The organism is Brachybacterium sp. SW0106-09, from assembly GCF_001293905.1.
Taxonomy (GTDB): Bacteria; Actinomycetota; Actinomycetes; order Actinomycetales; family Dermabacteraceae; genus Brachybacterium; species Brachybacterium conglomeratum.
The window spans coordinates 38,992-65,878 of record NZ_BCAK01000001.1 but is presented as its reverse complement, the minus strand read 5'-3'; the positions used below and the strand labels follow the sequence as shown (position 1 = coordinate 65,878).

At 71.5% G+C, this 26,887-nt stretch carries 26 protein-coding genes; 9 read left to right on the top strand and 17 right to left on the bottom strand.

Annotated features, from left to right (window positions below; all coding sequences use genetic code 11):
• Nucleotides 1-58: 58 nt before the first annotated feature.
• The gene (locus Y09_RS00285; RefSeq protein ID WP_053915685.1) at nt 59-1,450 is read right to left on the bottom strand and encodes a glycine--tRNA ligase; all 1,392 of its coding nucleotides are present in this window, start codon (nt 1,448-1,450) and stop codon (nt 59-61) included.
• 150 nt (nt 1,451-1,600) lie between these two features.
• On the opposite strand from Y09_RS00285, the gene Y09_RS00280 reads away from it, so the two are divergent.
• From Y09_RS00280 to Y09_RS00260, 5 genes are read left to right on the top strand one after another with little or no spacing between them, the layout of a single operon-like run.
• A complete protein-coding gene (locus tag Y09_RS00280; RefSeq protein WP_053915684.1) occupies nt 1,601-2,590 on the top strand; it encodes a metal ABC transporter substrate-binding protein in 990 nt (329 codons plus the stop codon).
• The gene (locus Y09_RS00275) at nt 2,587-3,363 is read left to right on the top strand and encodes a metal ABC transporter ATP-binding protein (protein WP_053915683.1); all 777 of its coding nucleotides are present in this window, start codon (nt 2,587-2,589) and stop codon (nt 3,361-3,363) included. Before Y09_RS00280 ends, Y09_RS00275 begins: the two co-directional genes overlap by 4 nt.
• Nucleotides 3,360-4,283, top strand: a complete 924-nt coding sequence (locus tag Y09_RS00270) for a metal ABC transporter permease (RefSeq protein ID WP_053915682.1) — start codon at nt 3,360-3,362, stop codon at nt 4,281-4,283. The genes Y09_RS00275 and Y09_RS00270 overlap by 4 nt, the downstream gene beginning before the upstream one ends.
• A gap of 57 nt (nt 4,284-4,340) precedes the next feature.
• Nucleotides 4,341-4,787: a Fur family transcriptional regulator gene (locus tag Y09_RS00265; protein WP_082358570.1), complete on the top strand. Its 447-nt coding sequence runs from the start codon at nt 4,341-4,343 to the stop codon at nt 4,785-4,787.
• Nucleotides 4,784-5,449: a DedA family protein gene (locus Y09_RS00260; RefSeq protein ID WP_053915680.1), complete on the top strand. Its 666-nt coding sequence runs from the start codon at nt 4,784-4,786 to the stop codon at nt 5,447-5,449. Before Y09_RS00265 ends, Y09_RS00260 begins: the two co-directional genes overlap by 4 nt.
• On the opposite strand, the gene Y09_RS00255 is transcribed toward Y09_RS00260, so the two are convergent.
• Nucleotides 5,392-6,210, bottom strand: a complete 819-nt coding sequence (locus Y09_RS00255; protein ID WP_053915679.1) for an isoprenyl transferase — start codon at nt 6,208-6,210, stop codon at nt 5,392-5,394. The genes Y09_RS00260 and Y09_RS00255 overlap by 58 nt on opposite strands.
• A 59-nt stretch (nt 6,211-6,269) precedes the next feature.
• The gene (gene recO / locus Y09_RS00250) at nt 6,270-7,004 is read right to left on the bottom strand and encodes a DNA repair protein RecO (RefSeq protein ID WP_053915678.1); all 735 of its coding nucleotides are present in this window, start codon (nt 7,002-7,004) and stop codon (nt 6,270-6,272) included.
• Nucleotides 7,005-7,279: 275 nt separating this feature from the next.
• On the opposite strand from recO, the gene Y09_RS00245 reads away from it, so the two are divergent.
• Nucleotides 7,280-7,999, top strand: a complete 720-nt coding sequence (locus tag Y09_RS00245) for an EcsC family protein (protein ID WP_053915677.1) — start codon at nt 7,280-7,282, stop codon at nt 7,997-7,999.
• Nucleotides 8,000-8,077: 78 nt separating this feature from the next.
• Here Y09_RS00245 and Y09_RS00240 read toward each other — a convergent pair whose 3' ends face one another.
• From Y09_RS00240 to Y09_RS00230, 3 genes are all read right to left on the bottom strand, one after another.
• Nucleotides 8,078-8,842 (bottom strand): methyltransferase domain-containing protein, encoded by a 765-nt coding sequence (locus Y09_RS00240; protein WP_053915676.1) that lies wholly within the window; start codon nt 8,840-8,842, stop codon nt 8,078-8,080.
• Nucleotides 8,843-8,886: 44 nt separating this feature from the next.
• Nucleotides 8,887-11,142: a M28 family peptidase gene (locus tag Y09_RS00235; RefSeq protein ID WP_053915675.1), complete on the bottom strand. Its 2,256-nt coding sequence runs from the start codon at nt 11,140-11,142 to the stop codon at nt 8,887-8,889.
• Nucleotides 11,143-11,255: 113 nt separating this feature from the next.
• A complete protein-coding gene (locus tag Y09_RS00230) occupies nt 11,256-12,182 on the bottom strand; it encodes a LysR family transcriptional regulator (RefSeq protein WP_053915674.1) in 927 nt (308 codons plus the stop codon).
• Nucleotides 12,183-12,273: 91 nt separating this feature from the next.
• Between Y09_RS00230 and Y09_RS00225 the strand changes: the two genes are divergently transcribed.
• Nucleotides 12,274-13,320 (top strand): DMT family transporter, encoded by a 1,047-nt coding sequence (locus Y09_RS00225; RefSeq protein ID WP_053915673.1) that lies wholly within the window; start codon nt 12,274-12,276, stop codon nt 13,318-13,320.
• Nucleotides 13,321-13,606: 286 nt separating this feature from the next.
• Here the strand turns inward: Y09_RS00225 and leuA are convergent, their stop codons facing one another.
• From leuA to Y09_RS00185, 8 genes are all read right to left on the bottom strand, one after another.
• The gene (gene leuA, locus Y09_RS00220) at nt 13,607-15,424 is read right to left on the bottom strand and encodes a 2-isopropylmalate synthase (RefSeq protein ID WP_053915672.1); all 1,818 of its coding nucleotides are present in this window, start codon (nt 15,422-15,424) and stop codon (nt 13,607-13,609) included.
• A gap of 272 nt (nt 15,425-15,696) precedes the next feature.
• Nucleotides 15,697-16,218, bottom strand: coding sequence for a PKD domain-containing protein (locus Y09_RS00215; protein WP_082358569.1), 522 nt, complete (start codon nt 16,216-16,218; stop codon nt 15,697-15,699).
• Nucleotides 16,219-16,801: 583 nt separating this feature from the next.
• The gene (locus Y09_RS16690) at nt 16,802-17,353 is read right to left on the bottom strand and encodes a DUF6318 family protein (protein ID WP_234695584.1); all 552 of its coding nucleotides are present in this window, start codon (nt 17,351-17,353) and stop codon (nt 16,802-16,804) included.
• Between the two features lie 274 nt (nt 17,354-17,627).
• A complete protein-coding gene (gene era / locus Y09_RS00205; protein WP_053915670.1) occupies nt 17,628-18,617 on the bottom strand; it encodes a GTPase Era in 990 nt (329 codons plus the stop codon).
• Nucleotides 18,607-19,947 carry a hemolysin family protein gene (locus Y09_RS00200; protein WP_053915669.1) on the bottom strand — a complete coding sequence of 447 codons (1,341 nt, stop codon included), beginning with the start codon at nt 19,945-19,947 and terminating at the stop codon, nt 18,607-18,609. The genes era and Y09_RS00200 overlap by 11 nt, the downstream gene beginning before the upstream one ends.
• Before the next feature lie 116 nt (nt 19,948-20,063).
• Nucleotides 20,064-20,525, bottom strand: a complete 462-nt coding sequence (gene ybeY / locus Y09_RS00195) for an rRNA maturation RNase YbeY (protein ID WP_053915668.1) — start codon at nt 20,523-20,525, stop codon at nt 20,064-20,066.
• 2 nt (nt 20,526-20,527) lie between these two features.
• The gene (locus Y09_RS00190; protein WP_053915667.1) at nt 20,528-21,574 is read right to left on the bottom strand and encodes a PhoH family protein; all 1,047 of its coding nucleotides are present in this window, start codon (nt 21,572-21,574) and stop codon (nt 20,528-20,530) included.
• A complete protein-coding gene (locus Y09_RS00185; protein WP_010551692.1) occupies nt 21,571-21,945 on the bottom strand; it encodes a histidine triad nucleotide-binding protein in 375 nt (124 codons plus the stop codon). The genes Y09_RS00190 and Y09_RS00185 overlap by 4 nt, the downstream gene beginning before the upstream one ends.
• A gap of 77 nt (nt 21,946-22,022) precedes the next feature.
• Between Y09_RS00185 and Y09_RS00180 the strand changes: the two genes are divergently transcribed.
• Complete coding sequence (locus Y09_RS00180; protein WP_053915666.1) at nt 22,023-22,565, top strand: NADPH-dependent FMN reductase; 543 nt, start codon at nt 22,023-22,025, stop codon at nt 22,563-22,565.
• An 81-nt stretch (nt 22,566-22,646) separates the two neighbouring features.
• Here the strand turns inward: Y09_RS00180 and Y09_RS00175 are convergent, their stop codons facing one another.
• The 3 genes from Y09_RS00175 to hrcA form a co-directional block, all read right to left on the bottom strand.
• Nucleotides 22,647-23,435, bottom strand: a complete 789-nt coding sequence (locus Y09_RS00175) for a 16S rRNA (uracil(1498)-N(3))-methyltransferase (RefSeq protein WP_053915665.1) — start codon at nt 23,433-23,435, stop codon at nt 22,647-22,649.
• 13 nt (nt 23,436-23,448) lie between these two features.
• Nucleotides 23,449-24,567, bottom strand: a complete 1,119-nt coding sequence (gene dnaJ / locus Y09_RS00170; RefSeq protein WP_053915664.1) for a molecular chaperone DnaJ — start codon at nt 24,565-24,567, stop codon at nt 23,449-23,451.
• Nucleotides 24,568-24,639: 72 nt separating this feature from the next.
• Nucleotides 24,640-25,641 carry a heat-inducible transcriptional repressor HrcA gene (gene hrcA, locus Y09_RS00165; RefSeq protein ID WP_053915663.1) on the bottom strand — a complete coding sequence of 334 codons (1,002 nt, stop codon included), beginning with the start codon at nt 25,639-25,641 and terminating at the stop codon, nt 24,640-24,642.
• Between the two features lie 143 nt (nt 25,642-25,784).
• Here hrcA and Y09_RS00160 point away from each other — a divergent pair, with 143 nt between their 5' ends.
• Nucleotides 25,785-26,681, top strand: coding sequence for a DUF3097 domain-containing protein (locus tag Y09_RS00160; RefSeq protein WP_053915662.1), 897 nt, complete (start codon nt 25,785-25,787; stop codon nt 26,679-26,681).
• Nucleotides 26,682-26,887: the final 206 nt, after the last annotated feature.

Below are 26,887 nucleotides of genomic sequence, written 5' to 3'. Positions count from 1 at the left end.
GACGAGGACGGGGCCGACGGGGAGATCCCCGTCGGCCCCGTCGGCCGTGCTGTGCGGCTCAGGCGCCGATCAGGCGCGCGGCGAGGTAGGACTCGACCTGGTCGAGCGCCACGCGCTCCTGGGTCATGGTGTCGCGCTCGCGGATCGTGACGGCCTGGTCCTCGGCGGTCTCGAAGTCGACGGTGATGCAGAACGGGGTGCCGATCTCGTCCTGGCGGCGGTAGCGGCGGCCGATCGCCTGGGTCACGTCCATCTCGACGTTCCAGTGCCTGCGCAGCGTCTCGGCGAGCTTCTCTGCGCGCGGCACCAGGTCCTCGCTCTTGGACAGCGGCAGCACCGCGGCCTTGACCGGGGCGAGGCGCGGGTCCAGTCCCAGCACGGTGCGCTTGTCGACCCCGCCCTTGGCGTTGGGGGCCTCGTCCTCGCGATAGGCGTCGACGAGGAAGGCCATCATCGAGCGAGTCAGGCCGAAGCTCGGCTCGATGACGTAGGGCGTGTAGCGCTCGTTCGCGGCCTGGTCGAAGTACTGCATCTTCGTGCCGGAGGCCTCGGTGTGGCTGCTGAGGTCGAAGTCGGTGCGGTTGGCGACGCCCATCAGCTCGCCCCACTCGCTGCCCTGGAAGCCGAAGCGGTACTCGAAGTCGATCGTGCCGGCCGAGTAGTGGGCGCGCTCGTCCTCGGGCACGTCGAAGCGGCGGAGGTTCTCCTCCTTGATGCCGAGGTCCACGAACCAGTTCCAGCACGCCTCCACCCAGGCCGAGAAGTGCTCGTCGGCCTCGGCCGGCGGGGTGAAGTACTCGATCTCCATCTGCTCGAACTCGCGGGTGCGGAAGATGAAGTTGCCGGGGGTGATCTCGTTGCGGAACGCCTTGCCGATCTGGCCGATGCCGAAGGGCGGCTTCTGCCGGGTGGCGGTGACGACGTTGAGGAAGTTGACGAAGATGCCCTGCGCGGTCTCGGGGCGCAGGAAGTGCAGGCCCGCCTCGGTGGAGACGGGGCCGAGGTAGGTCTTCACCAGGCCGGAGAACTGCTGCGGCTCGGTGAACTCGCCGCGCGTGCCGCAGTTGGGGCAGGCGATCTCCGCCATGCCGCCCTCGGGGGCGCGGCCCTTCTTGGCCTCGAAGGCCTCGATCAGGTGGTCCTCGCGGAAGCGGTTGTGGCAGCTGCGGCACTCCACCAGCGGGTCGACGAAGGTCGCCACGTGACCGGAGGCCTCCCACACCCGCTTGGGGAGGATGATCGAGGAGTCCAGGCCCACCATGTCCCCGCGGGACTGGACGAAGGTCCGCCACCACTGGCGCTTGATGTTCTCCTTGAGCTCCACGCCCAGGGGGCCGTAGTCCCAGGCGGAGCGGGAGCCTCCGTAGATCTCACCGGCCTGGAACACGAAGCCGCGCTTCTTGGCAAGAGCGATGACGTTGTCCAGCGTGCTGGCGGGGGCCTTGGCCACGGGGAGACTCCTGGTGACGGTGCGATCGGATCGCTCCCAGCATAGTCGTCGGCCCAGGGCGCCGCTCACGTGTGAGCGTCCCCACGCGCACCGGCTCCGCACGGCCTCTCGACTTGCACCCCGGCACACCCATTGGTGAGAATGATTGTCATGTCGCATGCCTCTCCCCTTCGCCGCCGCACCCTCCTTTCCGCCCTCGGCCTCGGCGCCGGTGCGGCGCTCCTGGCCGCCTGCGGGGAGGGCACGGCCGCCGACGGAGACGGCCTGTCGGTCGTCACCTCGGCCTACGCGCTGAGCTTCCTGGTCACACGGATCGGCGGCGAGCACGTCGCCCTCACGGACCTCACCACATCGGGGGCCGACGCCCACGGCCTCGAGCTGTCCGTGAAGCAGACCATGCTCGTCGAAGAGGCCGACCTGGTGCTGCAGATCCCCGGCTTCCAGACCGCGCTCGACGACGCCATCGCCTCCCAGGACGGCGACAACGCGCTCGACGTCTCCTCCGTGATCACGCTCCTGCCCGCCGATGCCGGCAGCGCAGAGGAGGGGCACGCCGGGGAGAGCGAGGAGGAGCACGCCGAGCACGCCGAGGAGGGCGACTCCCACGAGGGCCACGACCACGGCCCGAACGACCCCCACTTCTGGCACGACCCGCTGCGGATGGCGGATCTGGGCGACGCGATCGCCGCGCGCCTGGGCGAGCTCTCCCCCGAGCACGCCGAGGAGTTCACCTCCGCCGCGGCCACGGTGCGCGAGGAGCTCGAGCAGCTCGACGCCGATCTGACCTCCGCCTTCGAGGAGGTGACCGACGAGCGACGCACCTTCATCACCAGCCACGCCGCCTACACCTATCTCGCCGACCGCTACGACCTGCACCAGGTGGGGATCTCCGGGATCGACCCGGAGACCGAGCCGTCCCCGCAGCGGCTGCTCGCCCTCGAGACCGTGGTCCGCGACGAGGAGGTCACCACGATCTTCTTCGAGGCGACCGCCTCGCCGAAGGTCGCCCAGACCCTCGCCGACAACCTCGGCATCGACAGCGCCGAGCTGGACAACCTCGAGACCCAGCAGTCCCCGGAGGCGGACTACCCTGCCGTCATGAGAAGCAACTGCACCGCCCTCGCGGAGAGCTGGGCGTGAGCGCCGGGGACGGAGCCGGGGACGGACCGGTCGTCGAGCTCGTCGGCGCGAGCGTCTCCCGCGCCGGCCAGCGGGTCCTGCACGACATCGACCTGAGCATCGAGCGCGGCGAGCTCGTCGCGCTGCTCGGCGCGAACGGCTCGGGCAAGTCGACCCTGCTGCGCGCCGCGGTCGGGGTGCTGCCGCTCGAGAGCGGCACGGCGCACCTGCTGGGCCGCCCGGTCTCCCAGGGCCGCGCCCACGACGGCCTCGGCTACGTCCCCCAGGAGTCGGCCGACACCGGATCCATCCCCGCGACCGCGCGGGAGACCGTCGCCAGCGGCCTGCTCAGCGCCCGCCGCTGGTGGCCGAGCGCCCGCGACCCCCGGGTCGACGCCGCGCTCGAGGCGGTCGGGATGGCGGACCTCGCCGGCCGGCCGATCACCCGCATGTCCAGCGGGCAGCGCCGACGCGTGATGATCGCCCGGGCCCTGGTGCGCGATCCCGAGCTGCTCGTGCTCGACGAGCCGTTCTCCGGGGTGGACGTCCCCACCCAGCAGCTGATCGCCGAGCTCTTCCGGGAGCTCTCCGCCCGCGGCACCACCCTGCTCGTGGTCCTGCACGAGACCGGTCCGCTGACCGGCGACATCAGCCGCGCCGTGGTCCTGGACCACGGCCGCATGGTCCATGACGGCCCCGTGAGCGAGCGCCCGCACCTGGACCCCGGGCACGGACACCCCGAGGACGCCGCCCCGCTCGACGAATGCCTGGGACAGGAGATCCACCCCGCATGATCTCGATGCTGGACATCCTCACCTCCGACCTGCTGCGCTACCCGCTGATCATCGCGGTGCTCATCGGGCTCACCGCCCCGGTGGTCGGCACCTATCTGGTGCAGAAGCGGCTCTCCCTGCTCGGCGACGGCCTCGGGCACGTCGCGCTGACGGGCGTGGCCGTCGGCTGGCTGGTCGGCGCCTGGCTCGCCGCGACCCCCGCGGACCTGCTCGCGATCCCGGGGGCGCTGGCCGCCTCCGTGATCGGCGCCGTGCTGATCGAGTACGTGCGCGAGATCAGCCACACCAGCCGCGACGTGGCGCTGGCGATCCTCTTCTACGGCGGCATCGCCGGCGGCGTGGTCATCATCCAGCTCGCCGGCGGCACCTCGCAGAACCTGATGGGGTATCTCTTCGGCTCCCTCTCGACCGTGACCCGGCTGGACACCGTGATCGCGCTCGTGCTCGCCGTGGTTGTGCTCGCGATCGGGGTGGGGCTCTCCGGTCTGCTCGCGGCCGTCACGGCCGACGACGAGTTCGCCCGCGCCGCGGGGCTGCCGGTGCGGACCGTCAACGTCCTCATCGCCGTGATGGCGGCGCTGACGGTGACGCTGTCGATGCGGATCGTGGGCGCCCTGATGGTCTCGGCGCTGATGATCGTGCCGGTGGCCGCCGCGCAGCATCTGGTGGTCGGCTTCGCCCGCACGATGCGCACCGCCATGGTCATCGCGGTGCTGTGCGCCGTCGGCGGCCTGGTGATCACGGTCTACGTCGACCTCCCGCCGGGCGGCGTGATCGTGCTGCTGACGATCGCGGTGTACGTGGCCGCGCTCGTCGTCCGCTCTGTGCTCGCGGCACGCCGCAGCCGGCCGGCCGGCGGCCCCGGGCCCACGGCCGCGGACGCCGCCCCGGTGGCGGCGCGTGGTCCCTCTCACCGGTGATGGTGGTCCCTCCCACCAGAGATGGAGGTCCCGCACCAGGTGGGGGACAATGAGGGCATGCAGAGGAACACCCGCCAGCGTGCCGCGATCCTGGAGACGCTCTCCCGGCAGGTGGACTTCCGCAGCGCCCAGCAGATCCACGAGCAGATGCGCGCCGACGGCGAGACCGTCGGCCTCGCCACCGTGTACCGCAACCTGCAGGCGCTCTCCCGCGCCGGGCGTCTGGACGTGCTCGTGGCGGGGGACGGGGAGTCCCTCTACCGGCAGTGCGAGGACACCGGCCACCACCATCACCTGGTGTGCCGCGAGTGCGGCCGCACCGTCGAGTTCCTCGCCCCGAGGCTCGAGGCGTCCATGACGGCGATCGCCCGCGAGCACGGCTTCACCGAGGTGGACCACACCCTCGAGGTCTTCGGGCTGTGCGAGGAGCACTCGAGCACCGCCGAGCCCTCGGAGCACGAGGACGATCCCGAGGAGCCGGAGGACGAGGTGGCCGAGCGATGATGGACTGGGTCCAGTCGCTGCCGCTCCTGCCTGCGATCGCGTTCCTGTACGTGGTCATCTGGGCGCGCGCCGGCGGCACCTATCTCGTCGGCCGCGGGGCGCGGAAGGCCGCGAACCGCGGCCGGGTGAAGAAGCTGCTGGAGTCGACCTCCGTGCAGCGCGCGACCGAGCTCGTCAACCGCTGGGGTGCCTGGGCCGTGGCGCTGAGCTTCCTGACCGTCGGCTTCCAGACCGCCGCGAACGCCGCCGCGGGCCTGACCGCCATGCCTGCCCGCCGCTACCTGCCCGCCCTCGCCGTCGGCGGCCTGGCCTGGGCGATCATCTACGCGACCGTCGGCCTGGTGGCCGTGGCGGGCTGGTTCGAGCTGTTCCTCGTCTCCCCCGCCGGCGCCGTCGCCGTGCTCGCCCTGCTGGTGCTGCTGGTGGCCCTCGTGCTGCACCACCGCCGCCGCACGGGCGCCCGGGCCGCCCTGGTCGCGACCCTCGCCGAGAGCGAGGTCGGGACCGAGGCCTCGCCCGAGGCCGAGGGCGACCGGCCGACTACGACGGAGCCGGCCGCCGCTCCGGCTCGGCCCGCGAAGACCGCCGCGGCCGAGCGGGTCGCTCAGAGCCCTGCGGACGGACCCTCCGACGCATCGGGGGCGTCGACCGCTCCCCCGTAGCGCCGATCGCGCCGCGCGTACTCCGTGATCGCCCGCCACAGCACGCGGCGATCCACGTCCGGCCACAGCTCGGGGACGAACACGAGCTCGGCGTAGGCGGCCTGCCAGAGCAGGAAATTGGAGGTGCGCTGCTCGCCGCTGGTGCGCAGGAACAGGTCCACCTCGGGCATGTCGGGGTCGACGAGATGGCGCTGGATCGTCTTCTCGCTGATCCCGGAGCCCTTGAGCCGCCCTGCCCGCGCCTCCTCGGCGATCTCGCGCACCGCGTCGACGATCTCGGCGCGACCGCCGTAGTTCACGCACATGTACAGCGTCATGCGGGTGTTGTCGCGGGTACGCTCCTCGGCCTCCTTGAGCTCCCGGATCACCGAGTCCCAGAGGCGCTGCTCACGGCCGATCCACACGATCCGCACGCCCCAGGAGTCCAGGGTGTCGCGCTGGCGGCGCAGAACGGAGCGGGAGAAGCCCATCAGGAAGCGCACCTCCTCCGGGGACCGCTTCCAGTTCTCGGTGGAGAAGGCGTAGGCGCTCAGGTGCGTCACACCGATCTGGAGGGCGCCGGCGACGACGTCCAGCAGCGCCGCCTCCCCGGCCTCGTGCCCTGCCGTGCGGGGCAGGCCCTGACGGTTCGCCCAGCGGCCGTTGCCGTCCATCACCACCGCGACGTGGCGAGGGATCGTGGGAGGCGGCAGCTGCGGGGGCAGTGCGCCGCTGGGATGGGCGAACGGCTCCTGGTACCCGTGACGGGATGCACCGGGCATTCGGGGTCCTCCTGGATCGTGCGGGATCGTGCGGGCCGTGGACCCGCCCGGGATGGGGATCAGCGTTCGACGTAGTGCAGGGAGCGGACCGAGCGCTCGAGATGCCAGGTCACCGTGTCCGCGATGAGACGACCCGCCTCCTGCTGCACGGTCTCCTCCGCATCGGTCACATTCTCCCAGTCCCCGGCGAGCAGGAAGATCATGTGCTCGATCGTGGACTGGCGCACCGCGATGGCGCCCGGCCGACGGCACGGCGTGCAGACCAGGCCACCCGCACGCACGTCGAAGGCGTGGTGGGGGCCGTCGGCCCCGCAGGAGGCGCACACGCGCAGCTCGGGCGCCCAGCCGGAGACGGCCAGGGTGCGCAGCAGGAACGAGTCGAGCACGAGCGGCGGGGCGATGCGGCCCTCGGCCATGGCGCGCAGCGCGCCGACGAGCATGAGGAATCCGCGCTGGTTGGGATCGACCATCTCGTCGGTGAGGCGGTCGGTGGTCTCGAGCATGGCGCTGGCGGCGGCGAAGCGGGAGTAGTCCGCGGTGATGCCGACGGCGAAGGCCTCGATCGTGACGACCTGGGTGACGGTGTGGAGGTTTCGCCCGGCGTGCAGCTGCACGTCGACCAGCGTGAACGGCTCCAGCCGCGCGCCGAAGCGGCTGCCGGTGCGGCGCACGCCCTTGGCGACGGCGCGGACCTTGCCGTGCCGCCGCGTGAGCAGCGTGATGATGCGGTCCGCCTCGCCCAGCGGGTGGGTGCGCAGGACGATCGCATCGTCACGGTAGAGCTTGCTGGCCATGGTGCTCCGAGACTACGCCGCGGGCACGACGCATTCGCGGAGGCGACGGCCGAGGCGGACGGGACCTCGCTCACGCCGGGCCGCGCGGAGCTCTCACCGGACGGCGCCGCGCTCTCGCCGGGCGGGGCCGCCCCGTGGCCCGCGCCCGTCGGACTCCCCCACCATGTGGTCCGCCGGCACGCGCGGGCAGTCGCGGCACGGCATGATGGGCCTCGTGCCGCACCCGCCGCGGGCGCGGCACCGACCGCCGGACACCGACGACCAGGAGGACGCCCATGGGGATCTTCAGCATGCTGCGCCGTGACGACACCGCGAAGAGCACCGCCCGCGACGCGATGCGCGAGGCCCGCACCGAGAAGGCGGAGGCGAGCCCGAACGGCGCCGTGCAGCGCATGATCGACACCGTCCGCGACATCGGCCTGGACGGGAAGCTCACCTATTCCTCCGCCGCCGACGTCGCGAGGAAGGCGCAGCGCGGCCGCGCCCGGAAGCGGCCGGAGAAGGCGGTGCGCCGGATCGTCCGCAGGCACCGACGGGGCGTCACCGCCGGCGGCTTCCTCACCGGGCTCGGGGGCGTGGTGACCCTGCCGATCCTGCTGCCCACCAACGTGATGGAGTTCTACATCCAGGCCACCCGCATGGTCGGCGCCATCGCCGTCGTGCGAGGCTACGACCTGGACGACGAGGAGGTGCGCGTGCGGGTGCTCGCGACGCTGCTCGGCGAGGAGTCCGGGGACGTGCTGAGGAACATCGGCCTGAGCCCCGTCGCCGGCGCCGCCGCCCGCGGGGTGGCGGGGAAGCTCCCCGCGTCCCCGCACTCGGCCGTGGTCTCCGCGGTCGGCGGGCGGCTCATCCGACGCTTCGGCCTGCGCTCGGCGCGCCTGTTCGGCAAGGCGATCCCGGGCCTCGGCGGCGTGCTCGGCGCGCTCTCGGACCGCAAGCAGCTGAACCGGATCGCGGAGGCCGCGAGGAAGGGCTTCCCGCAGGTCGGCTGAGCCGGGTCCTGGCTGCGCGCCGGCGGGGTCGCGGGCGCGACGGCCGGCCGCTCGGTGCGCCCGCTCGTCTGCCGCCGCTCAGCCCCGGCGGCCGACGGCGAAGACGCGGCGGAAGGGCAGCACCACGCCATGCCCGTCGTCCGGATACGCGCGGCGCAGCCGGGCCTTGAACTCCTCCTCGAAGCGCGGCCGGAGGTCCTCGGGCAGCGCCTGCAGAGTGGGGCGCGCGCCGGTGCCGGCGACCCAGTCGAAGACGGGGTCCGGGCCGTGGAGGACATGGAGGTAGGTGGTCTCCCAGGCGTCCACCTCGAGGCCCGCCTGCTGCAGCGCCCGCAGATAGGTCGCGGCGTCGTGCGAGGAGGGTGAGGCGATGCCCTGCACGTGCGGGGCATAGGGCTCCTCGGCGGCGAGCTCGCGTCGGATCGTGTGGCTGGGCTCCTCGAAGTTGCCCGGCACCTGCATCGCGAGTCGGCCGCCCGGTGCGAGCATCCCCGCCAGGCGCGGCAGCAGCTCCAGGTGCCCGTCGACCCACTGCAGCGCGGCGTTGCTGACCAGCACGTCGACCTCGCCGGGCGGCTCCCAGGTGCGCAGGTCCGCGTGCACGGCGGTGAGGCCCGGGATCTCGGCGGCGCGGGCGATCATCTCGGGGCTCGAGTCGACGGCGAGCACCTCCGCCTCCGGCCAGCGCTCGGCGAGCAGTCGCGTCAGCGTGCCCGGTCCGGCGCCGAGGTCGACCACGCGCCGCGGCGACCCGGCGCCGAGGCGGGCGGTGAGGTCGAGGAAGGGCCGGGCGCGCTCGTCGCCGTAGCGGAGGTACTGCTCGGGGCTCCAGGTGTGGGCCATCGGGATCCCCCCCTCGACATATATCTAGACGCCAAGATATCAGCTCAGAGGGTGACGGTCCGGGAGATCTCCACTCTCGGCTGCACCAGGGAGACCCCGGATCCCGGCGCGACCCAGCCGTCGGCCAGCGCCGGCGAGTAGACGGTCTCGACCACCTCCATGCTCGCTCCGTCGGGCACCTCGGCCTCGATCACGACCTCGTGGCCCGCGGGGACCCCGACGATCCGGAGGGCACGCAGACCCTGCGACCCCGAGGAGTCGTCGTCGGCCAGCGGTTCCCCGTCGACCGTGACCCCGGAGAACTCCCCCTCTGCGAGCTCCAGGCGGTACTCGGCTCCGGGCCGCGCCGAGGTCAGACGGATCCGTGTGCTGGTCGTCCCCTCCCCTACGGGCTCCACCTCGACCTGCGGCCCCTCGACCACCGAGGTGCCCTCGATGCCGTCGAGGGACCGGCCCCACTCGGTCACGCCGTCGCTCTCCCAGCGCGTGTGCCCGGTCTCCGCGTCGACGGCGGCGAGCACCCGCTCCTGCACGGGCTCGCCCGCGGCGCGGGTGAGCTCGGTGCCGCCGATCGCGAGGCCGACGGCGAGGACCGCCGGCAGCGCGGGGATCAGGAGCCGGTGCGGCCGCCGCGCGGTGCCCGAGGCCTCCCCCTGCGGCGCGATCAGCAGCGGCGCGGCGGCGGCGAGGGCCAGCGCGGTGGTCGCGGCGAGCGCTCCGACCGAGGAGGCGATCCCGAACTCGCCGAGGGCATGGACCTGGGTGCCCACGAGCCATCCCGTCGGCAGCAGGGCGGCCGCCCTCACCACGAGCGAGGGGACCGGGGGAAGCAGCGTGCCGAGCAGGATGCCGATGCCCGCCGCAGCGGCCGGGAGCACCATGGAGCTCGCGAAGGCCGGCGAGAGCACGGCGACCGCCGCGATCAGCAGCAGCGCGAGCATCCCCGTCCCTGCCAGCAGCGCGTCCCGACCTATCAGGAGGCGACCGAGCAGCCAGGCCGCCGCCATCACCATGGCGCCGGCGAGCAGCTCCGCGCCGAGGAAGGGCAGCGCCACCACCGGCTCCTTCATCGTCTGCGAGAGGATGTCGGGGCTCGCGGCCGCGGTGGCGCTCCACAGCCCGTATCCGGCGGCGCCCGCGAGGGCGATCGCGAGCAGGGCGAGGAGCGCGCCGAAGGAGGTGCCGAGCAGGGTGAGCCGTCCGCGTCGGCGCAGCACGGCCGCCGTCGCCGCGAGGGCGAGCGGAGCGGCGAGGCCGAGGCCCTGCACGAGCCAGGGCGGCATCACGGGGATCCCCCACGGCATGGTCGTCTGCACCGGGCGGTCCTCGCCCGCGTCCTCGAGCGCGGCGAGGTCCTGCGCGCCGAGCTCCCTCGTGAGGGAGAGTGTCAGCTCGCCGAAGTGCTGGAGCGAGCCGGGATCGAGGTGCTCGGCGTCGTCCTGAGGGCTGTGATACGCCCACGCCTCGCCGATCAGGGCGACGTCCAGTCCCCACCAGCCTCCCTCGTCGCGGTAGACCGTGAAGTCGGTGTCGTTGGGGATGACCCCGAACAGCGCATCGGTGAACGATTCGTACTCGGGACGGGGCATCACCGGGAGCGTCTCGTGCATGGGACCGGCGGTGCGGGCCACGAGGGGCCTGCCGGAGATGCCGCGCGCCTCGTGGTTGAGCACCACGACCGGTGCGCGCAGCTCCTCACCGGCGCCGTCGACGTACGCCTGCGCGCCGAGCAGGCCGGTCTCCTCCCCGTCGACCAGCAGGATCACCAGGTCGTTGCGCAGCGCCTCGGGACCGAGCGCCCGCACCGTCTCGAGGATCACCGCGAGTCCGACCCCCGCGTCCGCGGCGCCGGGCGCGTGGGGGACGGAGTCGATGTGCGTGGCCAGTACGAGGGTGCCCGTCGGGTCGCTGCCGGGGCGGGTCGCGACGAGGTTGCGCACATAGCCGGCCGAGCCCGTTCGCTCCGCCGTGCGTCGGCCGATCCCCTCCGAGGAGGTGACCTCGAAGCCCGCCCCGGTGAGCTGCTCGGCGAGGTGGTCGTGGGCGGCGGCGTTGGCCTCCGTCCCCACCGGGCGCGGCTCCTGCACCAGCGGAGCGGCGGCCGCGGCGGCGCGCTCGGCGCTGAACACCTCGTCCGGGGCGGTCGCCGGCTGCGGGGTGCTGGTGCCGCGGGAGAGGAGGCCGCCGACGACCGCCAGCAGCAGCACGAGCAGCAGGATCGGCCCCGCTGATCGGGGGCCGCTCCCGCGGCCGGGCGGGGAAGGCTCTGGGGTGACGTCGTCGTCCAGGGTGCTCGGCATGGGTCCTGTCTACGCGGCCGAGGACGATGACGGAAGCCGTTCAGGACGGTATCCGCCGAAAGGAGGAGCGGCGGGGCGACGGTGCGGCGAGCAGCGTGCCTCCCGCCCGACGCTCAGGACCCGAGACGCTCCAGTCCGGGGAGGTCGCCGAGCGCGTCGGCCGCCTCGAGCAGCGCGGCCCGGAAGGCGAGCAGGGAGGGATGCTCGCGCGCCCCCGCGCGCGCCGCGGTGTAGAGGCCCCGGTGGGGGTCACCGGGCAGCCGCAGCACCCGGGTGCCGCCGAGGTGCTCGGCGGCGATGAGGCCGGGCACGAAGGCGGCGGCATGGCCGGAGCGGACCAGGTGCACCTGCAGGAGCGGATCGGGGGTGTCGAAGCGGACCCACGGCTCGATCCCCGCCGAGCGGAGGTAGGTGCGCTCCCACGCCCCGGTGCGGGTGCCCTCCGGGTCGAGCGCCCAGGGCATCTCGGCGAGGTCCTGCAGGCGTCGCGCCCCGGAGGCGGGACCGTGGTCGGGCAGCACCAGCAGCAGCGGGTCCTGCAGGAGGTCCTCCCGATCGGTGCCGCGACGGACGACCTGCTGACCGCCGGGATAGTCCTCGCCGAGGATCACCTCGAACCGGTGCGCGAGCAGCCCCTCGTAGGCCTCCTCGACCTCGCGCTGGGCGATCTCGATCCGCAGGTCGGGGTGACGCTGCTCCAGCACGCTCACCGCCACGGGCGCGAGCGCGATCAGCGGCGTCTGGAAGGAGGCCACCCGGAGCACTCCCCAAGCCTCGCCCTGGGCGCTGACGAGCTCGGCCTCCGCCGTCTCCATCAGTCCCAGCATCTCCTCGGCCCGACGGGCCAGCCGAGCGCCGGCGTCTGTGAGGACGACGCGGCGTCCGGCCTGCTCGAACAGGGTGACCTTGGACTCCCTCTCCAGCTGGGACAGCTGCTGCGAGACGGCCGACGGCGACATCGAATGCTCCCGCGCGATCGCCGACATCGTCTCCAGCCTGCGCAGTTCCCGCAGGAGGAAGAGCCGGTGCAGGTTCAGCATGAGCATCCTTCCCGATCGGCCATGTCTGCTTCACGGTACACGTCGAGAACATTCGCTGGACCCGACAGGACAGCGGGGCCAGAGTGGAGTCGTGACCACCTCTTCCACCTCCTCGACCACGGCGACCGCAGGCGTCGGCGGCGGCGCCCACTCCGGCGGCGTGCCGATGACGCCGATCCTGTTCATCCTCGGCTCGTGCATCTCGCTCCAGTTCGGAGCGGCCCTGGCCACGCAGCTCTTCCCGGCGATCGGCTCCTGGGGCACGACGGCGCTGCGCCTGGGCCTCGCCGCGGCCGTGCTGATCGTGATCGTGCGCCCGAAGATCCATCGCTTCACGCGGCAGCAGTGGCTGGGGGTGGCCGCCTTCGGCGTGGCGGTCGGCGGCATGAACGGAGCCTTCTACGCCTCGATCGACAGGATCCCGCTGGGCACGGCGGTGGCGATCGAGTTCCTCGGACCGCTGGTGCTGTCCGCGCTGCTGTCCACGCGCCGCACCGATCTGCTCTGGGTGCTGCTCGCGCTGGGAGGCGTGAGCCTGTTCGGGTTCGAGTCCCTCACCGGTGCGGCCTCCCTGGACGTGCTCGGCGTCGTCTTCGCACTGGTCGCGGCGGTTTTCTGGGCGCTCTACGTGCTCGCCAGCGCGCATGTGGGACGCATCGTGCCCGGACAGGACGGCCTCGCCGTCGCCATGCTGATCGGGGCCCTGGCCGTGCTGCCGCTCGGCGCGCCCGGCGCCATCGCCGGCATCGCCGAGCCGCGCCTGCTGCTGATCGCGCTGGGCACTGCGCTGCTCGCCTCCGTGCTGCCGTACACGCTCGAGCTCTCCGCGCTGCGCCGCCTGCCCCGTCACGTCTTCGGCATCATGCTGAGCCTCGAGCCGGTGGTCGCGCTGTTCGCGGGCGTCCTCCTGCTGAGCCAGGAGATCACTCCGCTCCGCGTCACGGCGGCGGTGCTGGTGGTCGTCGCGAGCGCCGGCGTCACCCTCACCGCGCGCTCCCGTCCCGCCGGGGAGCCGCAGCCGATCGACGAGGCACCGGGCTGGGAGCTGCCCACGCCCACCCATGCGACGCTGACCGGCGAGATGCCGATCCTCACCGAGGACGACCTGCGCGAGGACGGCGACGCGTCGACGCGCTGAGCGGCAGCGCTGCTGACCCCACTGGTTGATCGACGATCCGTACCACTCCCCCGGAGTTGATCGACGACCCGTACCACTCCCCCGGAGTTGATCGACGACCCGTACCGCCCCCTCGGAGTTGATCGACGGGAGGTACCGCTCCCCCAGAGTTGATCGACGGGAGGTACCAGAAATCTGGTACCTCCCGTCGAACTCGTCCGTCGGAGCGAGGGGCCATCGCGCCCCGCAGCGCACCCCGACTCCGCCGCCGCGGCGCAGGGCGCATCAGCACCCTGCACCGGCCGGCTCAGGCCCGGGAGCGGGCGTTGCGGTTCAGCGCAGAGGTGATCGCCTCGAGGGAGGCGCGGGTGATCGAGCCGTCGATGCCGACGCCCCAGAAGATCCGGTCGTCGATCTCGCACTCGATGTAGGAGGCGGCGAGGGAGTCGTCGCCCTCGGTCAGGGCGTGCTCGGCGTAGTCGAGGATCCGCACGTCGATCTTCCGCTCGGCCAGCGCCTTGACGAAGCCGTCCAGCGGGCCGTTGCCGATACCGGTGATCTCGTGCTCCTCGCCGTCGACGACGAGCGTGACGGTGATGCGATCGGCGCCGTCGCCCGCGGACTCCTGGCGCACGTCGCGGAAGCTGTAGCGGCCCCAGCGACGCGAGTCGTCCTTCGCCGGCAGGTACTCGTCTGAGAACACGTCCCACAGCGCCTCGACGCTGACCTCGCCGCCGTCGGAGTCGGTCCTCTGCTGGACGATACCGGAGAACTCGATCTGCAGGCGGCGCGGGAGGTCCAGCCCGTGCTCGGTGCGCAGCAGGTAGGCCATGCCGCCCTTGCCGGACTGCGAGTTCACACGGATCACGGCCTCGTAGGAGCGGCCGAGGTCCTTGGGGTCCACGGGCAGGTAGGGCACGCGCCAGACCATGTCGTCGACGGCCTTGCCGGCCTTCTCGGCGTCGGCCTCCATGCGCTCGAGGCCCTTCTTGATGGCGTCCTGGTGGGAGCCCGAGAAGGCGGTGAACACGAGGTCGCCGCCGTAGGGGCTGCGCTCGGGGACGGGCATCTGGTTGCAGTGCTCGACGGTGCGGCGCACCTCGTCGAGGTCGGAGAAGTCGATCTGCGGGTCGACTCCCTGACTGAACAGGTTCAGCCCCAGCGTCACGAGGTCGACGTTGCCGGTGCGCTCGCCGTTTCCGAACAGGCAGCCCTCGATGCGGTCGGCGCCGGCCATGTAGCCGAGCTCGGCGGCGGCCACGCCCGTGCCGCGGTCGTTGTGGGGGTGCAGGGACAGGACGACCGAGTCGCGGCGATCGAGATGGCGGTGCATCCACTCGATCGAATCGGCATAGACGTTCGGGGTCGCCATCTCGACGGTCGCCGGCAGGTTGATGATCATCTTGTCATCGGGGGTGGGCTTGATGACGTCGATGACGGAGTTGCACACGCGCAGGGCGTACTCGAGCTCGGTGCCCGTGTAGGACTCCGGGGAGTACTGGTAGGTGACGGCCGTGTCCGGGATCGTCTCCTCGTACTTCTTGCACAGCAGCGCGCCCTGCACGGCGATGTCGAGCACGGCGTCCTCGTCGGCGCGGAAGACGACGTCGCGCTGCGCGACCGAGGTGGAGTTGTAGAGGTGGACGACGGCGCGCTTGGCACCGGAGATCGCCTGGTAGGTGCGCTCGATGAGGTGCTCACGGGACTGGGTGAGGACCTGGATCGACACGTCCTCGGGGATGCGGTCCTCCTCGATGAGGGTGCGCACGAAGTCGTAGTCCGTCTTGGAGGCCGACGGGAAGCCGACCTCGATCTCCTTGTAGCCCATCTTCACCAGGAGCTCGAACATGCGCAGCTTGCGTTCGGAGTTCATGGGATCGATGAGGGCCTGGTTGCCGTCGCGCAGGTCAACCGCGCACCAGCGGGGGGCGCGGGTGATGCGGCGGGTGGGCCAGGTGCGGTCGGGGAGCTCGACCTGGATCTGCTCGTGGAAGGGCAGGTACTTGTGGGTCGGCATGCCCGAGGGCTGCTGGGGCGCGTCGCCCGTGGTGCCGACGACGGGGGTCGCGGGGTCGGCCTCGGCGGCGACGGTCGCGATGTTTGCGGTGCTCGTGGAGTCAGTCATCTTCAGGTCCTTCTCGCTGGGTTTGCCGGTCGCCGGACAGCACGTCAGCCGCGACAGGTTCCCGGCGGTTCAGGACCCGTCGCGGCGTCTAAGCAGGAGCAGCGATCCACGCACGATGGTCACGTTAGCACCGTCACGCAGGCCGCTCGGGGCGGCTCACGATGCGAACATCCGGGACGTCGACACCCCATCGCCGACGAACACCTCACTCTTCCGCCTCGACGAACGCCCCACTCGAGTCAGCGACCGCCGCGCGTGGGCCCCATGCGAGCTCAGATCTCCCGATGCCGCGCCTCAGGATCCTTGGGACCGTCGGTCTCCGGAGTACGCCCCGGCACCCACGGATCCTCGTCCTCGTCGACAGGCACGTCACCATTCACGAGCCGGGACTCGAGTGACTTCGAGTAGAGAGCGATCGGTTCGGAGGCGACCTCGATCGTCCCGTCGATGTCCTGCCATTCCCCGCCGTCCACGGAGAACTGGCCGGCGAAGGTCGTCGTCAGCGTGACGTCATACCAGCCCTCCCCCGAGTACTTCGCCGACACCTCCTCCGACGGGTACGGCTTGCCCGGCTTGCTCGTAGTGATCGTGTTTCCGTCCCCGAGGTCCCAGTGATACGAAGTCGGAATGGCCCGAACTGCCACCGGGGTGCCGAGCAGGTCCGTCTGAAGGGTCTGCACCTCATGCTCCGCATGTAGCACATTCACCATTCCCGCCGGCAGCCACCCCCGCTCCGGCCCGGCGCTGGCCACAGACGGCTTCACCGGCAGCTTCGCAAAGTCGCTCTGGGTCATGATGATCACGACCGGCTCGGGTGCCTCTGCGTCCACCGCCGTTTCGATTCCCCCAACCCCGGGAGTTGGACTCGACGGAACCTGACAAGAGTATCCGTTGGAAGTCTCCGCGCCCGACCTCGTATCCTGCGTGATCGACTCGAAGGTCAAAGCGCCCCCCTCACGAGCACTCGATGCCCGAGGTCTCGCCAGGATCTCGCCTCCATATGTCGTGTAGTCCGGCGCTGCGGTACACGCTTCCCGGGACGCCTGGCACACCACCCCATTGCAGTTCCAGCCACCATGGTCTGCCGCCCGCTGCAAGCGAGTGATGAAATCGGGCACCCGTCCAGAAGGGGGCGTAACTGTATTTCCGACATCCTGGCTGGCTACCGGGGGCACAGCAGGATCCCCATCACTGGCTGACCCCTCGGGGTAAAGAACATCTTCGGCAATCTGCGTATCCTCGACAGTAGCGTTGTTCTCATCTGTCGCACCCGCAATTCCAGCATACGAGAACTGCATTAAAGCGGTCCAGATTACCAAGACCAGAACAACAGTCAGTCCCCGAGAAACTGGTCTAAACAGCGCGCCCGAGAACATCTCACCCAGCCTCCGCCGTCACTCGCACGGATACAATCTTCCAGGCCCCGTCCACCCAATCCACAACAGCTGCCGTGGTATACCTGGTCGCAGGCTCCAACTCAAGCTCGCCGGTCTCAAGGTTTGGCTCCTCATGTTCACCAAGCACGAAAATATAGCCAACCTCGAAATCAAACTCTTCCGAATCGTAGTGAACGACTCCGACATCTTCAATCGAGGTGGCACTCCAATAGAGCCCCGCCTCCGAGTTATCAAGAATAATTCTTCGATTCTCCGCGCACGTTTTGCAACTGCCAATCTCCCGACTCTCCATGTCTTCCACGTTCCCAGTCTGATATCCCCAGATCATGAGCGCCATGTAGTACCGGAACGCCTGCTCCGCACCCTCAGGAGTGTTCTCATCCATCCCCGGATAGTCCGCAGGATCCGGTGCGGGCACGTCCGGCGCGGCGCTCGGTGAGGCCTCGTCGCCTCCACCATCGCTCGCGGCGCCGTCGTCCCCACCCCCATAACTCGATCCGGAGATGTCGATGCTGGGCGGCGGCGTGGTCACGGGACCGTCTCCGCCCTCACCGCATGCGGCGAGTCCGAGGAGGAGAGTGCAGGCTGCGGCGGCGCTGAGGAGGCGTCGAGGCATGGGTGGTGCCTTCCGGGGAGTGGGACGGATCACCATTACCGTACCCAGCAGTCACCCAGGTCCGCCATCGATCCCCGGAAATGTGGACAACTCCCGCGGTGGGAGGACACCGTCGTCCTCCGCCCCGTCGGTCGCCGTGACCGACGCACCGCCCGGGCGAGGACGGCCTCGCGCCCTCGCCCGCCTGTCGTCAGAAACCGAGGCGACCCAGCTGCTTCGGATCCCGCTGCCATTCCTTCGCGACCTTGACCCGCAGGTCCAGGTGCACCTTCCGGCCCAGCAGCGCGTTGATCTCGCTGCGCGCCCGGGAGCCGACCTCCTTCAGTCGCGAGCCGCCGCGACCGATGATGATGCCCTTCTGGCTGTCGCGCTCCACGAACAGGGTCGCCCGCACCACGAGCCGCCCGGTGCCGGGCTCGACCGGGGTGAACGCATCGCCGTCGGGGTCGACCTCGACGACCTCCTCGACGACCACGGCGATCGAGTGCGGCAGCTCGTCGCGCACGCCCTCCAGCGCCGCCTCGCGGATCAGCTCGGAGATGCGGTCGTCGCGGGTCTCCTCGGTGAGCTGGTCGTCTGGGTAGAGCTGCGGGCCCTCGGGCAGCTGCCGGGTGACGACGTCCATGAGCACGTCGATCTGCTCGCCCTTCACGGCGGAGATCGGCACGATCTCGTCGAAGTCCATGAGCTGGTCGACGTTCATCAGGTGCTCGGCCAGTACGTCGCGCCCCACCAGGTCGATCTTGGTGACGATCGCGACCACGCGGGGTCCCCGTCGGCCGGTGCGCATCTCCACCAGGTCCTCAGCGATGAACCGGTCGCCGGGGCCGATCTTCTGGTCGGCGGGCAGGCAGAATCCCACCACGTCGACCTCGCCGAGGGTCTCGCGCACCAGGTCGTTCAGCCGCTCCCCGAGGAGCGTGCGGGGGCGGTGCACGCCCGGGGTGTCCACAAGGATGATCTGGGAGTCCTCACGGGTGACGATGCCGCGGATCGCACGCCGCGTGGTCTGCGGCTTGGTCGAGGTGATCGCGACCTTCTCCCCCACCAGCGCGTTGGTGAGGGTGGACTTGCCGACGTTGGGCCGGCCGACGAGGGCGACGAATCCCGCCCGGTGCACACCGCCGCTCTCCGCTCGGGTGCCGTCGGCGGTGCCGGGCACCTGCTGCTCATCGCTCATGGTGATCCTCCTGGTCTCGGTCCTCGTCCTCGTCGTCGGCCGCCCTGCTCACCAGCACAGTGGACAGTCGCTTGCGGCGTCCGGCAGTCCTCTCCGCCTCGAGGTCGAGGCCGAGGGCGGTGGCGGTGCTGCCGGGGATCGGCACCCGCCCGGTGGTCTTGGCGAGCAGCCCGCCGACGGAGTCGATGTCGTCGTCGTCGATGTCGAGGTCGAACAGCTCCCCCACCTCGGACAGGCTCGCGCGGGCGGGCACCCGGTAGCGGCCGCCGCCCAGGTCCTCGATCTCGGGCTCGCGCCGATCGTGCTCGTCGGCGATCTCGCCGACGATCTCCTCGAGGACGTCCTCGATGGTGACGATGCCGGCCACTCCCCCGTACTCGTCCACCAGCACGGTGATGTGCACATGGCTGGTCTGCATCTGGCGCAGCACCTCGTCGGCCGGGACGAACTCGGGCGCGAACCGGGCCGGGCGCATCACCTCGCTCACGGGCCGCTGCGGGCGCGGGTCCCACGGTGAGTGGATCGCGCGCATCACGTCCTTGACGTAGAGCATGCCGCGCAGGTCGTCGACGTTCTCGCCGATCACGGGGATCCGGGAGAAGCCTGAGCGGACGAACAGCCGCATCGCCTTCTCGGCGCTGGAATCGGCGCCGATGGTGACCATGTCGGGGCGGGGCACCATCAGCTCGCGCACCATCGTGCCGCGCAGGTCGAAGACGCCCTGGATCATGTCGCGCTCGCCGTCGCGGACGTGCTCGTCCTCGAGGGCGCGGTCGACGTTGCGGCGAGCCTTCTCGGCGCGCTCCTCGGGATCCTCCTGGCTGCCGGCGCGGGCGGCGAGGGACGCGCCGAGGTTCGCGAGCGCGCTCGCGGGCACCCACAGCAGCCACCGCATCACGGCGACGAGGCCGCGGGAGGAGATGAGCACCGATTCGGCGCGGCGTCGGCCGATGGTGCGCGGGGAGATGGCGAGCATCAGCAGCGCCATCAGCCCGGCGATGAGCAGCGTGGCCAGCAAGGGCAGCGCCCAGCCCTCACCGGGTCGCAGCTCGGCATGGGCGGAGAAGCAGATCGCGGCGATCGCCGTGACCATGACGGTCTCGCCGAGCACGCGGCCCAGGGAGACGGAGGCGAGGGTGCGGCCGGAGTCCGCGTGCTGGTGGAGGACCCGCTCACGGGCGGCGGCGGGCTGGTCCGCGACCGCCTTCTCGAGCGTGCCGCGGCTGACGGCGAGCTGGGCGGCGTCGACCGCGGTGAGCACCGCCGAGACGATCCCGCCGACGAGCGCGAGCGGGACGAGCACGAGCAGGGCGAGGCTGAGCGCGCTCACGGGCGCCCTCCTCGGGTCGACGGACGCGGGACGAGGGCCGCACCGCGCGGGTCCGACCGGGTGGTGTTCGGAGCGGCGCGGTGCCCGGGAGGTTGATCAGGCTGGGACATCTCGGCTCAGGCGCTCGGCCGCGAGGCGAGGAAGGTGAGCAGGAGCTTGCGCTGGAGATCGAACATCACCGTGCGCTCGTCCTCCTCCATGTGGTCGTAGCCCAGCAGGTGGAGGATCGAGTGGACGGTCAGCAGCAGCATCTCCTCGGCGGCGCTGTGCCCGGACTCGGCGGCCTGCTTCGCGGCGACGCTCGGGCACAGCACCACATCGCCCAGCAGTCCCTCCGGGGCGGGGTGCTCGGGGGTGCCGGGGGTGAGCTCGTCCATCGGGAAGCTCATCACGTCGGTGGGGCCGGGCAGGTCCAGCCACTGCACGTGCAGCTTCTCCATCGCCTCCTCGTCCACGAAGATGATCGACATCTCGGTGGCGGGGTGGAGGTGCATCGCCTCGAAGACGAAGCGGCTCAGCTCCACGAACTCGCGCTCGTCGACGACGGCGGTGGTCTCGTTGCGGATCTCGATGGTCATGCTCAGTTCCCCTTGCTGCTGCGGTGGCGGGAGTCGCGGGTGCCGCCGGGTCGGATCTCCCAGCGCCCGTACGCCTCGACGATGTCGCTGACCAGCCGGTGGCGCACCACGTCCCGGGAGGAGAGGCGACAGAAGGAGATGTCGTCGATGCCGGAGAGGACGTTCTCGACCACGCGCAGGCCGCTCTGGTGACCGCCGGGGAGGTCGACCTGGGTGACGTCGCCGGTGACGACCATGGTGGAGTTGAAGCCGAGGCGGGTGAGGAACATCTTCATCTGCTCGGGCGTCGTGTTCTGCGCCTCGTCGAGGATGATGAAGGCGTCGTTGAGGGTGCGGCCGCGCATGTACGCCAGGGGCGCGACCTCGATGGTGCCGGCGCCCATCAGACGCGGGATCGACTCGGGGTCGAGCATGTCGTGCAGCGCGTCGTAGAGCGGGCGCAGGTAGGGGTCGATCTTCTCGTTCAGCGAGCCGGGAAGGAAGCCGAGCCGCTCGCCCGCCTCGACCGCGGGACGGGTGAGGATGATGCGGTTGATCTGCTTGGAGAGCAGCTTCTGCACCGCCATCGCGACGGCGAGATAGGTCTTGCCGGTGCCGGCCGGACCGATCCCGAAGGTGATCGTGGAGCTCTCGATCGCCTCGATGTAGCTCTTCTGCCCCATGGTCTTGGGGCGGATGGTGCGGCCTCGCGACGAGAGGATCGTGCGGGAGAGCACCTCCTCGAGCTTGCGGCCGCTCGCCCGGTCGTCGCCGAAGAGGTTCGCGGCGCGCTGCACGGCCTCGGCGGTGACGGGCTGGCCGGTGCTTGCCAGCTCGATGAGGGAGCGCATGATGTGCTCGCCGCGGCGCAGCGCGTCGTCGGTGCCGCGCAGGGTCACCTGGTGTCCGCGCACGTGCACGTCGGTGTCGGGGACAGCGTCCTCGAGGGCGGCCAGCGCCTGGTCGTTCTCCCCGAGCACCTGGAAGGGGCTGAGATGGTCGGGGATCGCCAGCTTCCGCTCGCGCACCTCGGGGGCGCGTCCGGGAGCCGGGCTGAGGGGGTCTGTCACAGTTCTCCTTCTGCGAGCGTCCCGCCCGCGAGGACGTGCGCGTGCACGTGGAAGACGGTCTGTCCGGCGCTCGCGCCGGTGTTGAAGACGAGGCGGAAGTCGCCGTCGGCCTGCTCGGCGGCGACCTTCGCGGCGACGGTGGCGGTGTGGGCGAGGAGCGCGGGGTCCTCGGCGAGCTCGGTCACGTCGCGGCGGTGCTCGCGCGGGACCACCAGGACGTGGACGGGCGCCTGCGGATGGAGGTCCTTGAAGGCGATGACCTTCTCGTCCTCGTGGACCCGATCCGAGGGGATCTCCCCGGCGAGGATCCGGCAGAAGATGCAGTCGGGATCGTGACGCAGTGTGTCGTTCCGGTTGACGCTCGTACCCATGGTCGCGAGTCTACGGGAGCGACGAACACCACCCCTCCTTGGGGAAGCCCCTGAAAGTATGAGAAGTTTAAAGGACTATGACGAAGCTCGGAATCCTCCTCAGCAGTGCCCGCCCCAACCGAGTCGGCGAGAAGGTGGCCCAGTGGGTCAGCGCCTCGGCCTACGGCCGCTTCGAGATCGACCTCATCGACCTGCGCGAGGTCGCCCTGCCCTCCTTCGACGAGCCCTCCTCGCCGAAGTCCGGCGCCGAGAAGACCACCGACCACGGCCGTTCCTGGGCCGAGCGGATCGCCGCGCTCGACGCGATCGTGATCCTCACCCCGCAGTACAACGGCGCCTACCCGGGCGCCCTGAAGAATGCGATCGACTTCCTGTTCCACGAGTGGGAGAACCTGCCCACGATCCTGGTCGGCTACGGCTGGGGCGCCGCGAACGAGGTGCTGCCGCTGCTGGAGACCCTGATGGGCCGCGTGGGCGCCGACGTCGTCGGCTCCGTGGGCCTCGGCTTCCGCGAGGACCTCTCCGTCGAGGGCGAGCTGTTCGTCACCGAGGAGAAGGCCGCCGCGCTGGAGACCGCGCTGGCCGCGCTCGAGACGAAGGTGCTCTCCCCGGTCGGCTGATAACCGCTCCCTCACGTCGCAGGACCCCGCCGGCGCCGAGCGTCTGCGGGGTCCTGTCGTCGGCGGGGTCCGCCGGTGGGCTCAGCCCCAGCGGCCGACGAGCGCGCTGAGCACCGCGAGGGCTGCGGGGCCGGCGGTGGAGGAGCGCAGCACCTCGGGGCCCAGCAGCACGGTCTGGGCACCGGCCTCGCGCAGGGCGGCCAGCTCGGATTCGTCGATCCCGCCCTCGGGGCCGACGACCACGACGATCTCCTCGATGCCGGCCTCGCTCGCTCCGCGCAGCTCCTCGGCGAGGCTCATCACGCCGACGGACTCCTGCTCGTGCAGCACCAGCACGAGCGTCCCGTCGGCCGCGCGGACGCGCAGGTCCTCGACGAGCGCGCTCGTGGTCAGCGGGGCGTCGACGGCGGGGATGCCGGGCCGACGGCACTGCTTGACGGCGGCGCGGGCGGTGCCCTCCCACTTCGCGCGGCCCTTGGCGAGCTTCTCCCCCCGCCATACGGAGACGGAGCGCTTCGCGGTCCACGGGACGATGCGGTCGACGCCGAGCTCGGTCGCGGACTCGACGGCCTGCTCGTCGCGGCCGCCGGTCGCGAGGGCCTGCACCAGCGCGAGTCGGGGCAGACGCTGCACAGCCGGGGACGGGTCCGCGAGCAGGCGCAGGTCGAGCGCCTCCTTGCGGGCGGCGGTGACCTCGGCGAGGACCTGTCGGCCGGGGGCGTCGGTGAGGAGCAGCTGCTCCCCCACCCCGATCCGGGCGACCTTGGCCGCGTGGCGGCCCTCGTCGCCGGCGAGCTCGAGCTGGTCTCCCTCACGGGCGGCGGCGAGGGCCTCGTCGAGGATCAGGAAGCCGGGCGGGGTGGTGGGCACGGGCTCTCCCGCCTCAGAGGTTCAGGCGCTCGCGGAGCTTCGCGAACGGGCCGCCGTGGTTCTTGGGGCGGGTGGCCTCGTCGCCGCGGAGGGCGGCGAAGCGCTCGAGCAGCTCGCGTTCCTCGTCGGTGAGCGCGGTGGGCACGTCCACGTCCAGGACCACACGGATGTCTCCGCGGCGCTCGCGGCGCAGCGGGGTCACGCCGAGGCCCTTGAGGACGATCTCCTCGCCGGGCTGGGCGCCGGGACGGATGTCGAGCTCCTGCTCCCCGTCGAAGGTCTCCAGCGGGATCGTCGCGCCGAGCGCGGCGGTGGTCATCGGCACGGAGACCGTGGTGACCAGGTCGTCGCCGGCGCGGTCGAACATCTCGTGGTCCTTGACGGACAGCTCCACGAAGAGGTCGCCGGAGGGGCCGCCGGCCTCGCCGGTCTCGCCCTCGCCGCGCAGCTGGATACGGGTGCCGTTCTCGACGCCGGAGGGGATGCGCACGGTGACGGTGCGCTCGGTGGCGGTGCGTCCGTGGCCGGAGCAGCCGGTGCAGGGGCTCTCGATCACGTCACCGTGGCCCTCGCAGGTGGGGCAGGGCGCCATCGTGACCATCTGGCCCAGCAGCGACTGCTGGACGCGCTGGACGTGGCCGGAGCCGTTGCAGGCGGTGCAGCGGGTGGGGCTGGTGCCCGGCTCGGCGCAGGAGCCGGAGCAGCGCTCGCACAGCACGGCGGTGCGGAAGGTGACCTCCTGCTCGGTGCCGAAGACGACGTCGCGCAGCTCGATCTTCACCCGGCGCAGCACGTCGCCTCCGCGGCGCTGGCGCGGGACGGGTCCCTGGGTGCGCCCGCGCATCCCGGAGGCTCCGGCGAACATGTCGAAGATGTCGTTGAAGTCGAAGCCGGCGCCGCCGCCGGGGAAGCCGCCCATGCCCGGACCGCCGCCCATGTCGTACTGGCGGCGCTTGTCCGCATGGGAGAGGGTCTCGTACGCCTGGGAGACCTTCTTGAACTTCTCCGCCGCCTCCGGGTCCGGGTTGACGTCCGGGTGGAGGGTGCGGGCGAGCTTGCGGTACGCCTTCTTGATCTCCTCGGTCGAGGCGTCGCGGGAGACGCCGAGCAGCTCGTAGTAGTCGTCGTTCACAGGCGTGGGTCCTTCACAGGGGGTCGGAGGTCGGTGACGGCCGGCGACGGGCGCGGAGGCCCGCCGGCGCGGTCATTCGAGGAATCGGGAGATGTAGCGGGCGATCGCCTGGACGGTCGAGATCCCGGCCGCGTAGTCCATGCGGCTGGGGCCGAGGATCGCGAGGTGGGAACCGGCGCCGTAGCCCGCGCCGACGAGCGCGGCCTGGTGCAGCGCCCGGTCGTGGAGCTCGGAGCCGATCCGCACCTGCACGTCCCCCGGGGAGACGTGCATCTCGGTGAACAGGCGCAGCAGCACCAGCTGCTCCTCGAGGACGTCCAGCAGCGGCTCGACGTCGCGGGCGAAGTCCTCGGCGGAGCGGGCGATGTTCGCGGTGCCCGCCATCATGATGCGGTCCTCGGCGCGGGTCGCGGCCAGCGCGGTGAGCGCCTCGGCCACCTCCGCGGCGGCGGGCCGCTCGGGGACGGGCAGGGACTCGAGGTAGTCCGTCAGCGGGCCTGCGAGGTCGGTGACCTCCCGGCCGGCGACGGCGCGGTTCAGCTGGTCGCGCAGCGCCGCGTAGTACTCGGCGGGGCGGCCGGCGATGACGGGGACGGTGCGCTGGTCCACCCGCCCCGACTCGGTGATCAGCACGACCAGCAGCAGCGAGTCCGCGACCTTCACGAGCTCGACGTGGCGGATGCGGGCCTGGCGCCGGGCCGGGTACTGCACCATCGCGACCTGCTGGGTGAGCTGGGCGAGGAGGCGCACGGTGCGGGCCAGGAGCTCCTCGACGTCCCCCGCGTCCTCGAGCAGGGCACGGATCGCCCGCTTCTCGGCGGTGGAGAGGGGCTTGACCATCGCGACGTGGTCGACGAAAGCGCGATATCCCTTGTCGGTGGGGATGCGGCCCGCGGAGGTGTGGGGCTGATGGATCAGCCCCTCCTCCTCGAGGACGGACATGTCGTTGCGGACGGTCGCCGCGGAGACGCCGAGCTCGTGCCGCTCCAGCAGCGACTTCGAGCCGACGGGTTCGCGCGTGGAGACGTAGTCCTCGACGATGGCGCCGAGGATCTGGAGCTTGCGGTCGTCCATGTCGTGCACCTCCTGCCGCGCGGTCCGGCACCGGGGCGTCCCGGCGCCCGGGTCTCCCTGGACATTGGCACTCTCCCATGCCAAGTGCCAATCGTACGCGTCCGCGGCGTGCTTCGCAGGGAGGCGTTCGCCACGGGGCTACAGTGTCCGCCGTGTCCACCCCGCCTGCTCGCTTCCCCGACCGGTACGGCGCCGATGTGCTCTCCTCCGGTCCGCCCGCCCATCACCGCCGCCGCCCCGTCGGCCGCGAGGTCCCCGCGCAGCGCGACCTCGTCGTCGAGGAGGCCTCGACCGGCTTCACCGGCGCGATCACGCGCGTGGAGAAGACGGCCGGGGAGCTGATCGTCGAGCTGGAGGACGGCCGCGGCCGACGCCGCACCTTCCCGCTCGGGCCGGGCTTCATGATCGACGGCCAGCCCGTCGTCCTCACCCGCCCGCAAGCGGCGCAGAAGGCGCCTGTCCGCAAGCGCTCCGCCTCCGGCTCGGTGTACGTCGAGGGGGCGAAGGCCCGCACCGCGCGTGCGTCGCGGATCTGGGTCGAGGGCACCCATGACGCGGAGCTGGTGCAGAAGGTGTGGGGCCACGACCTGCGGATCGAGGGCATCGTCGTCGAGCAGCTCGAGGGCGCCGACAACCTCGCCGAGCGCGTGCGCGAGTTCGGCCCCTCCCCCGGCCGCCGGCTGGGAATCCTGGTGGACCACCTGGTGAAGGGGTCGAAGGAGTCCCGCATCGCGGCCGAGGTGATGGCCCTGCCGGGCGCTCGTGGGAACGTCACCGTGCTCGGCCACCCCTACGTCGACGTATGGCAGGCCGTGAAGCCCGCGCGCGTGGGACTGAAGGAGTGGCCGCACATCCCCAAGGGGACGGACATCAAGGTCGGCTCCCTCGCCGCGCTCGGCTGGCCTCACGAGGACAAGGCCGACATCGGCCTGGGCTGGAAGCGGATCCTCTCCACGGTCCGCTCCTACGCCGATGTCGAGCCGACGCTCTCGGGGCGCATCGAGGAGCTCATCGACTTCGTCACCGTCGACCAGGGGTGACTCCGCCGCGGCACGGGACGTCGTCGCGGGCCGTCGACGCCGCCCGACGGTGCGTGCACGCGGTCCGGGTCGGCGGCCCTCGGGAGCCCACCAGGGGGATATCCCCCAGCGGATTCGGCGGACCGCCGCGCTGACCGCGGGGTCCCCGGCTCGTTAGGGTGAACCCGTCACCCGAGACGACGGCCCCCGCGCCGACCGAGACGAAG

Coding starts and splice junctions, on each gene's coding strand:
- Y09_RS00280 (WP_053915684.1), top strand. CDS start 1,601: ATGTCGCATGCCTCTCCCCTTCGCCGCCGCACCCTCCTTTCCGCCCTC.
- Y09_RS00270 (WP_053915682.1), top strand. CDS start 3,360: ATGATCTCGATGCTGGACATCCTCACCTCCGACCTGCTGCGCTACCCG.
- Y09_RS00265 (WP_082358570.1), top strand. CDS start 4,341: ATGCAGAGGAACACCCGCCAGCGTGCCGCGATCCTGGAGACGCTCTCC.
- Y09_RS00260 (WP_053915680.1), top strand. CDS start 4,784: ATGATGGACTGGGTCCAGTCGCTGCCGCTCCTGCCTGCGATCGCGTTC.
- Y09_RS00255 (WP_053915679.1), bottom strand. CDS start 6,210: ATGCCCGGTGCATCCCGTCACGGGTACCAGGAGCCGTTCGCCCATCCC.
- recO (WP_053915678.1), bottom strand. CDS start 7,004: ATGGCCAGCAAGCTCTACCGTGACGATGCGATCGTCCTGCGCACCCAC.
- Y09_RS00245 (WP_053915677.1), top strand. CDS start 7,280: ATGGGGATCTTCAGCATGCTGCGCCGTGACGACACCGCGAAGAGCACC.
- Y09_RS00240 (WP_053915676.1), bottom strand. CDS start 8,842: ATGGCCCACACCTGGAGCCCCGAGCAGTACCTCCGCTACGGCGACGAG.
- Y09_RS00235 (WP_053915675.1), bottom strand. CDS start 11,142: ATGCCGAGCACCCTGGACGACGACGTCACCCCAGAGCCTTCCCCGCCC.
- Y09_RS00230 (WP_053915674.1), bottom strand. CDS start 12,182: ATGCTGAACCTGCACCGGCTCTTCCTCCTGCGGGAACTGCGCAGGCTG.
- leuA (WP_053915672.1), bottom strand. CDS start 15,424: ATGACTGACTCCACGAGCACCGCAAACATCGCGACCGTCGCCGCCGAG.
- Y09_RS00215 (WP_082358569.1), bottom strand. CDS start 16,218: ATGACCCAGAGCGACTTTGCGAAGCTGCCGGTGAAGCCGTCTGTGGCC.
- era (WP_053915670.1), bottom strand. CDS start 18,617: ATGAGCGATGAGCAGCAGGTGCCCGGCACCGCCGACGGCACCCGAGCG.
- ybeY (WP_053915668.1), bottom strand. CDS start 20,525: ATGACCATCGAGATCCGCAACGAGACCACCGCCGTCGTCGACGAGCGC.
- Y09_RS00185 (WP_010551692.1), bottom strand. CDS start 21,945: ATGGGTACGAGCGTCAACCGGAACGACACACTGCGTCACGATCCCGAC.
- Y09_RS00180 (WP_053915666.1), top strand. CDS start 22,023: ATGACGAAGCTCGGAATCCTCCTCAGCAGTGCCCGCCCCAACCGAGTC.
- hrcA (WP_053915663.1), bottom strand. CDS start 25,641: ATGGACGACCGCAAGCTCCAGATCCTCGGCGCCATCGTCGAGGACTAC.